This window comes from Phaeodactylibacter xiamenensis (assembly GCF_000759025.1).
Lineage (GTDB): Bacteria > Bacteroidota > Bacteroidia > Chitinophagales > Saprospiraceae > Phaeodactylibacter > Phaeodactylibacter xiamenensis.
This window is the reverse complement of record NZ_JPOS01000027.1, coordinates 1-220: the sequence shown is the minus strand read 5'-3', so window position 1 is coordinate 220 and position 220 is coordinate 1. Positions and strand designations below refer to the sequence as shown.

Here is a 220-nt window from a genome sequence, read left to right as displayed (position 1 = left end):
GCACATCCATTAGCATCGGTTACGGTTACTTCGTAATTACCGGCCAGGAGCCCGTTAATATCCTCGGTAATTGCACCGTTACTCCAAATGTAGGTATAAGGCGCTGTACCGCCGGTTACTTCCAGGTTAGCCGAGCCGGTAGCATTGCCGAAGCAGTCTACGTCCTCACCCATAATCGTCAGGGCGAGTACCGCCGGTTCTTCAATCAGAATCTGATCAA

At 51.4% G+C, this 220-nt stretch carries 1 protein-coding gene; it reads right to left on the bottom strand.

Annotated elements, in window-relative coordinates; translation table 11 throughout:
* Positions 1-220 (bottom strand): SprB repeat-containing protein (locus IX84_RS11225; protein WP_044220295.1); only part of this gene is annotated, 220 nt, incomplete at both ends.